This is a genomic window from Candidatus Hydrogenedentota bacterium (assembly GCA_019695095.1).
GTDB lineage: Bacteria > Hydrogenedentota > Hydrogenedentia > Hydrogenedentales > SLHB01 > JAIBAQ01.
In genome coordinates this window covers 1-7995 of sequence record JAIBAQ010000232.1, presented here as the reverse complement: position 1 = coordinate 7995, position 7995 = coordinate 1, and the positions used below count along the sequence as shown (strand labels likewise).

The 7995-nt window shown below is 58.9% G+C and carries 5 protein-coding genes; 1 reads left to right on the top strand and 4 read right to left on the bottom strand.

All coding sequences use genetic code 11. The features are described from left to right. The 4 genes from K1Y02_23445 to K1Y02_23430 form a co-directional block, all read right to left on the bottom strand. Window positions 1-947 (bottom strand): hypothetical protein (locus K1Y02_23445; GenBank protein MBX7259337.1); only part of this gene is annotated, 947 nt, incomplete at its 3' end. Then, window positions 944-3217 (bottom strand): AAA family ATPase, encoded by a 2274-nt coding sequence (locus tag K1Y02_23440; GenBank protein ID MBX7259336.1) that lies wholly within the window; start codon window positions 3215-3217, stop codon window positions 944-946. The genes K1Y02_23440 and K1Y02_23445, both read right to left, overlap by 4 nt. A 259-nt stretch (window positions 3218-3476) precedes the next feature. Then, window positions 3477-5171, bottom strand: a complete 1695-nt coding sequence (flgK, locus tag K1Y02_23435) for a flagellar hook-associated protein FlgK (GenBank protein ID MBX7259335.1) — start codon at window positions 5169-5171, stop codon at window positions 3477-3479. A 266-nt stretch (window positions 5172-5437) separates the two neighbouring features. Further along, window positions 5438-6568, bottom strand: a complete 1131-nt coding sequence (locus tag K1Y02_23430) for a histidinol-phosphatase (GenBank protein ID MBX7259334.1) — start codon at window positions 6566-6568, stop codon at window positions 5438-5440. 276 nt (window positions 6569-6844) lie between these two features. Between K1Y02_23430 and K1Y02_23425 the strand changes: the two genes are divergently transcribed. After that, on the top strand, window positions 6845-7995 hold a 1151-nt coding region (locus K1Y02_23425; protein ID MBX7259333.1), incomplete at its 3' end, for a hypothetical protein.

The following is a 7995-nucleotide window of genomic DNA, read 5'->3' as shown; positions in this document are numbered from 1 at the left end:
TCAGAGAGGCTCTTGGCCTCCTCTCCATCGAGGGGCCTAGTCTCGGAATCGTTCGATTCTTTCTGCCTAACCGACGGTTTTGGCGGATCATCGGACCGTGACGCAACGGTATCGTTCGCAACCGTCTTGGGCTCATCTGCCGGTTTTGAGACTTCAGGGGTCTTGGCGCTTTCGGGGGCTTTCGCCACAACGATGCGTTCCGGTTCGGCAGGCTTTTCCGGAGAGGGAGCCTTCTTTGGGGTTTCCTTTTCCACAGGAACGGGGGCCTGCGCCTGCGCCGGTTCAGGAGCCTTCGCCGTCTTGGCTGGAGGCTCCGGGGTTTTGGCGGGTGTCTCCGGCTTCTGAGCGAATCGCGGAGACGACGACGCCGGCGGCTCAGGTATAGCCACGGCCTGCTCAGTAACGACCAGTTCTTTGGTCTCAGGCGCGACAACCGCAGGCGATTGCGCCGGGGCGGGAGGCGTCACCGGGACAGGGACAGTCGCTAGAGCCTGTACCGAAGCCGGAGCAGCAGCCGTAGCTTGGACTTGGGGAGTTGCCGGTGCTTGTGGATGCCGTACGGCTCCTGCGGCTGGCTTCGATTCCGTCTTTGCGGGTTTCGCAGCGGCAGAGGGAGACCGCTGAACCGTGGAGGTCTGCTTCGCTGGCATCACCGAAGCCACACGCGCAGGCTGCGCGGCGGTTTGCGGTGCGCCCGTGCTCGTTTTCGCACCTTGGGCGATGAGCAGCGAAATGCCAACAGACAACATGACCATGCAGACGCCAATCGCTACAGCGCCGATGGCAAGTTTGGTTGGGGTCAAGGTGATGGTTCGTGGGCCGCGTCGCTCGGGTCCGCTTAACAAATCGCGCGTCGTGCCCGGAGAGTAACTCGGAGGGGTCGGTTGACCGCTCTTTTTGTCGCGTTCGAGTTCGAGCTTCTTCAGCGCGTCGAGAATGGAACTCACGGCCCAGCGCCCTCCACAGCATCCGGGTCTGCCGGAACCAGGGGCAGGCCACCATTCGACGGAGCCGTGACCGCCCTGCCCGATTCATCCTGCGACACAACAGGCGGATTGGGAGCGGGCTTTTCCGCAGGCTGCGGGGCGCTCGGAGGCGCAGGCGGTGGAACGTCCTCAACCTTTACCGAAGCCTGGGCCGCTGGGTCGGGCATCGGTGTGGCAGGCGAAGGTTCGGGAGTGTTTTTCGGTTGGGGCGCGGGCGCTTCCGAACTGGGTGCCACCGGAGCGGGTTCGGGTGCGGCAGGGGCAGGTGCCGGTGCCGGTGCCGGTGCAGGCTCCTGAGCGGGCGCGGGCGCGGGCGCGGGCGCGGGCGCTGGTGCAGGTACAGGCTCTTGTGCCGGCGGAGCAGATTGAGGCTCAACGGCTGTCGGCGTCTGCGAAACAGCCGGCTCAGGTTGCTTGGAAGATGCCACCATCGATTCAGGAGGATCCATGGGCAGAATCGGAGGCGGAAGCTGGCGAAGGTCCGGAGTATTGAAACCCGGCATCCAACTGTAAAGGACCATTCGAGTCTGGCGTCCCGCGGTACCGTCCGCAACGATACCGGTATCGGCTTGTAGGCGCGCGACGGCGTCGGCAGTGGCTTTGTCGTAGACACCATTCGGGACTTTGTCTATACGGCCGACGGCGCGTAGTTGCGTCTGAAGCACCTGAACGTCTTCGCCCGACATGCTCGGTTTGAGAATGGGGGCTTCGGGAGCGGGATCGCGCCAGAGAATGATGGCCTCGTTCTTGTAGTAATGGGCGAGTTCGTCGCGGGGAATGAGCGTTGTAGAGGTCATGCCAGTAGTCACGCGGTATTCGTCGAATTCGGTGCCGACGATGGCACACCAGATCGCTTGTTTGTTTCCATGCAGACGCACCATCACGGGCAGATTGATGACGTCGATTTGGTCGAAGGTCAGCGGAAGAACTTCGCACGCAAGGCGGTAGTCCTTTGCGAACTGCTCAATGGACTCCACGGAGTCGCCTTTAGGATATTGCAGAATGGCCATGTTCCACGCGCCCAACACGCCGACAACCGCCGCGTTGAGGCCCAGGCGCGGTTGAATCCGATCCAGCATCCCCGCGAAGGTCGGATCGTATTCTTCCACCGACGGAGGTTCGACACTTACCGGTGCGACGGTCTCGGCATCGGGAGTCGCGCTGGCCTGTAGGGCTTCAGAACCCGAAGCGGGCGACGTAGGATCGACGGCGCGCGCTTCTGCCGTCTGCGAAGACACAGGCGAAACGGCATCTGCCCGCCAGGGGACGTCCGCCTCTTCTGTGGGAGCATCTTCCGTCACGATGGGACGCGCCGGCAGGCGGTCCACAATGTATTTGCCGCCCACCAAGAGCGCCAGAATGACCACGACGATAGTGGAATTCGGGATCAGCATGCGCAGCCACGGGGAGCGCGCTCGCTTGGGCATTTCACCCTGAATTTCGCGCACGGCCTGCTTGATGATGTCCGGCGTGATGTCGTGTGTGTCGCGCGTGTAACCGATGAGGAGGGCTCGGTCACATACGGCATTGATCACGCGCGGCGTACCCGCGGAGTGCTTGAACACCTGCCGGACGGCGGCGGGCGTGAAGTGAATGCTGCGCCTGCCGCCTGCGACCCGGAGACGGTGCGAAATGTACTGATGCGTCTCCACACGGTCGAGCGGTTTCAGGTGGTACCGGGCCGTGATGCGTTGATTGAGTTGGCGCAGCTCTTCCAAAGACAGATGCTTCATCAACTCCGGTTGTCCGATGAGGACGATTTGCAGGAGTTTTCGCGATTCAGTCTCCAGGTTGGAGAGCAGACGTATCTGTTCCAAGACGCTCGGGGTCAGATTCTGCGCCTCATCAATGACGAGCACGCAATTCTTACCTTTGGCATTGCGTTCAAGAAGATAGGCGTTCAGTTCGTCTATCAGCCCCTTGACGGAATCGGCCTTGGAAGGAATCCCGAAATCCTCGTTTATCTTGCGGAGCAACTCATCGGGAGAGAGGTACGGATTGAAGATGAAGGCCACTTCCGTATTGGGGTCGAGCTGGTTCAGCAAGGTTCGGCAGATGGTGGTCTTGCCCGTGCCGATTTCACCCGTGACCATAATGAACCCGCTACGATTCTTAATGCCGTACAGGAGATGAGCAAAAGCCTCTTTGTGCTTGTCACCGAGGTAGATGAATTTGGGATCGGGCGTGAGATTAAAAGGCTTCTCACGGAGACCGTAAAACGCTTCGTACATACCACCCTCGCCGCGTGGGGTAACGCAACGGACGCACCTGGAAATAGTTGACGTATGAGGATAACAGGTCGCATGGGGTGAGTCAATGCGCGGGCATACGTAAGCGTAGCAATAAGTGCTAATTATGCGGTTTGGCGTAGGGGCGGAATCGCGTGGGAACGGAGTGCGATGAAGCAGAAAAAACAGCGTTGGATGCGAGGTCGAAGCATCGGTCCATCTACGGATCGATCAGGAGATCAAGACCGCCGCATGGCTACTGCTACGCGGCTGTGTTGAGCAGGGTCTCCAGCATACGGTCGGCAACGGTGATGACGCGAGCGGCGGCTTCGAAGGCCCTTTGATACTGGATCAACCCCGCGACTTCCTCGTCGAGGTTGACGCCGGAGACTTCCTGGCGGCGCCGGTCAATGTCATTGACGAATTGGGTCGTCACGTCCAATTGCTGCGTATTTGACCGGGAGTCTACGCCCAATCCGGTCACAATGGACTGGTAGAACTCGTCAAACGTCGACGAGTCAGAGTCCAGCACAAGGGCCGTGCGCAGGTTGGCCATGTCGAGGGCGGCGGAGTTGTCGCCGGTATTGAGCACATCGGAACTGTACGCCGAGGTGAGCCAGTTCGGGTTGTCGAGGATATCCTGACTGACGGCGATAGACCGCGCGTCGGTTCCCGTGAACAGCCCATTGACGCCCAAAGCGGCCAATGCCCCGGACGTGTCGTTGGCAAACGAGAACGTGTACGGAGACGTTGTGCCCAAGCTCAGCGTTTCGCCGGAAACCGATGCCGAGAAGTTGGGGATGGCGTTCAGGTCTGCGGCGAGGCTGTTGAGAGTGCTTGCATTCGTAATGGTGATCGTCGTGGTTGTCGGCGTCCCAGCGCCGTCATACACGATTACGTCGAAAGTGCCTGGTGTCAGCGTGAACGGAAGCCCCGCGGATACCAGCGGGTCGGTGGCAGCAGACACGAGGTTGGTGCTCGATAAAGTCCCAGATAGGTTCTCGATGCCGTTTCCTTGACTGTGAATGCGATTGATTTGGTAAATCAATGCTGCGGCCAATTCGTCGATCTGGGCATCCTGTTCAACGAGAACTTGATCACGAATGGTGATGGCGCCGTAGATTTCACCATCACGCACTTCGACGAGGGAATTGTCATCGGCAAACCGAAGTTCGACCAAATCTTGACGTTCCGGATCGAGGCCGGCATTGCGAAATGCAATCACCTCGCGCGCGCCTTTGGTATCTACGAGGATTTGACTGCCAATAATGACGTTAATCTGGCCGCTTGAGTCTTCGCGCGTGGTGATATTGATGAGGCGCGAAAGTTCATCCAGGAGAACCTGCCGCTCGTCTCGCAGGTCGTTGGCGGGCTGGCCAAACCCTTCGGTGTCGCGGATTTGCACGTTTAGCGCGGCAATTTGCGTGGCCAGAGAGTTCACTTCCGGTACAAGGTTTTTCACTTCTTCGTTGGCGTTTGTGCGTAGCTGGTCGAACCGTGAGATCAAGTCGTTCAAACTTGAGGCGACCGACGAGGCTTCCGTCAGAAAAGCTTCGCGGACCGATGCCGACTCGACGTTGTTGGCGAAATCGTTCAGGGCGTCGAAGAAGTCGGTGAGGCGCGTGCCAAACCCGTTGTCTGTAGGCTCGAGGTAGGAGTCCTCGATCAACGTGAAGTACTGGGCGCGCACTTCCGCGAACCCCAATGCCGGGGACTGCCGGACGTAAGCCTCGTCAAGGAACGTGTCGCGTATCCGGGCAATTGTCTCAATGCCTACGCCGCGGCCGATAGCGCCCTCGGATGTGAATATGGGGGACCGTTCGGCAAGTTCGACGCGCTGCCTGGAATACCCCGTCCTATTGACGTTGGCAATATTGTGTCCGGCGGTGTCAAGTTGCAGTTGCGCTGCATGCAATCCCGACCGTCCGATATCAAGTGCGCTGAATAGGGTACCCACGGACACCTCCTGTATCTACCACTGCCTGGTCGCCACGCTTCCATGCGCAGCCACAGAACGGCTTACCAAGCGGGAGAGCAACCCGTGTTCCTATTATCGGCGGGAATCGCAAGTCCCTTTAGCAGTTAGAATTGTGAGAAGATCCGACCTAAGACGTGACGTTCGGTGAGGAAATCCTTGCCCGACAAGGGCAAAAGCTGCCGGGGCAGGATGCACACAGGGACATCCTGGGGAACGGAGTCTGTAGGTACTTACCGCGTCGACAACTACTCCACAAACTGAACATTGAGATCGAGCGTGACCTCAAGCGGCTTTTCGGGGGCCGTGAGTACGTTCTGCACACGATAAGGCAGACTCACCTGCTTCGTACCGGCCGCCACGCCGCCCTCGCCTTTCAGCAGCATCATGACGGTCTTGCCTGCGGGGAGATGAAGTGTTTGCGGATAGGTGAATCCTTCCCCCTTTGACGTGGCTTCCAGATCGTACGAGCACGCGGAGGCATTGTGGATGCCGACCATATACTCGCCTTTCCCCTTCAGCACGGCATCGCGGTCGCGCACCGACACGGCCAGATTGAAGAGGGGTTTGACCCATTGCTCCTCGCCGAGCAGCTTGTCGTCACTGAAGGCCACCGTCCGCCGCGCGAGAAGGGCCTCCTTTATGGCAGGCTCCGACTTTTCAGTTGCAAATACCAGGGTCATGGTGCGGTGTTGTCCGATGTGATAGTCGTAGAGGTCATCGATTGGCCGGTGAATGTCGGTGTTACCCAAGATGGTCAGATTCTTCTCGATGCCCCACTTGAACGCCGTGGGATAGAATTCGCCGGCATTGAACGGTTCGATGCCCTTCATCCATCCCTTCTCAAGATATCCCTGCTGAATCTCTCCCCACGTGCTTTCGCCCTTGCGCTTCCATTCGGGGTGGTTCCAGAACACAAAGGCGCCCTGCTCGTTGGCAATGCGAATGGCGTCCTGTTCGTTGTCCACGTTTAGGGCGTTCGCGTCAGTAATGAAAAGCGCGTTGAAATGCCCGTGGGGTTCATCGCGCGTGATCTCCGAGGCCTTGATGAGAATCATATGCAACTTGTCGGCGAAAGGCTTGGCCACTTCGTAGGATCGATTCAGATTGGTGGTCACGTCCTCTTTGTGAGGCAGATACTCGATGTGGTCGGAAATGGCCATGACATCGAGTCCGTTTCGCCACGCTTCCTCAACGCGCACCGTTGGCCAAACAAGCCCATCCGAGAATACGGTGTGGATATGGAAGTCGCATTTCAGCGTCTGGTAGCCGGGTAAGTCTGGAAATTGAACTTCCGCGCGTTCCGCGGCGTACGCCTGCAAGACAGCGCACAGACAGAAACAGGCAAAAAGAACAGACTGTAGGAATCGCGGGAACATGGTACCCCCTTGCCGCGGAGAAGATGTGGCGAACCAACTACCGCGCACTTACTGCTTGTTCCCCGAACGCGCGCCGCGACACGAACGATGCAGGGTTTGCTTGCGCAAGCGTCACGGTAAGCATACTGAGATTGAAGAGTTATTTCGAGCCTGCTGGCGGCGCCTGCCGTCCTGTTGGGCATACTCCCGGCCTCGCCGTGACGTTTCCGTATTGTCCGAATTGGGTTGTTCATCCACGGCGTGTACTATGTGCGCATTCCACAGAAGGAGATTCGCATGATTGGCCTGCCGCTTCTATTTGCCGTGATGTCTGCTACCGGCACGAACGTGCTCGTAAATCCAACCTTTTCAGACGGTATAACCGGCTGGACCAATACCGTGCCGGCTATCTCGATGACCGCTGGGCAAGAGGACGGGAAAACGGTTGCGCACATTTCTGTACCTGCCGATGCCGAAGTGGGTTATCCGGCTTTGATGCAAGTGATTGATGCAAAACCGGGCGACCTGTTGGAGGCGCGCGGGGAAGCAAAAGGCGTCGGCGTCACCAACGGCGCGGGCGCGTATATGAGTATCGATTACTTCGATGCCGAAGGGAAACGCATCACGTTCTCGCAGTCGGGACAGGCACGCCCTCAGGGGCAGTGGATAAACCTCGCCATCGACACGATTGTGCCGCCGGGTGCGGTGCGGACGCGTCTGTGCTTGCTGCTCAATGGGCGTGGCGACGCCTATTTCGCGAACGTGAGCTTGGCGCGCACGCCGGGTGTGGTCGGAGAGCCGCCCACAGGTCCGGTGGCGATCACCGTTACGGACCGCGTAGCGTGTGCGTCGCTCATCGGATTTGGCGCGGAAGACGACGGCTGGTTCTACAACGAAGTGAACAAATCCCATGGCGTGACGGAAGAAGATTATGCGCTGCGGGAAGAACGCATCACCTGGATGGACCCCGACTACATACGCATGTTCTTCTGGTACAAGGATTGGAATCCGAGCGGCGATTGGGAGACATTCGATTTCGAGACGCCGAACATGCAGAGTCACTACCGTTCGCTCGATCTCTATCAGAAGCTCGGGGCGCGGGTGAATGTGACCGGTGTGGAGTGGGGCGTAAAGGACCCGTATGGCGACCCCGTGAAAGCTGGGCGCGCGATTGGCGCCTTGCTGGAGCACCTGACCAAGGTCAAGGGCTATACCTGCGTGCGTGACTGGACCCTGACCAACGAACCCAACGGTTACTTCGTGGGATCGGGATATACCTTCGAGCGCTATCGCGAAATACACGCGCAGGTCAAGCAGGAAATCGCCCGGCGAGGCCTTGCGGTAGGAATTGTGGGCAGTGACGACACAAACGGCGGCGTCACGTGGTTTGAACAGTGTGTGACAGACCCCGCCTATTTCGGGCTGACGGACTATTACGCATCGCATCG

Coding starts and splice junctions, on each gene's coding strand:
- K1Y02_23440 (MBX7259336.1), bottom strand. CDS start 3,217: ATGTACGAAGCGTTTTACGGTCTCCGTGAGAAGCCTTTTAATCTCACG.
- K1Y02_23430 (MBX7259334.1), bottom strand. CDS start 6,568: ATGTTCCCGCGATTCCTACAGTCTGTTCTTTTTGCCTGTTTCTGTCTG.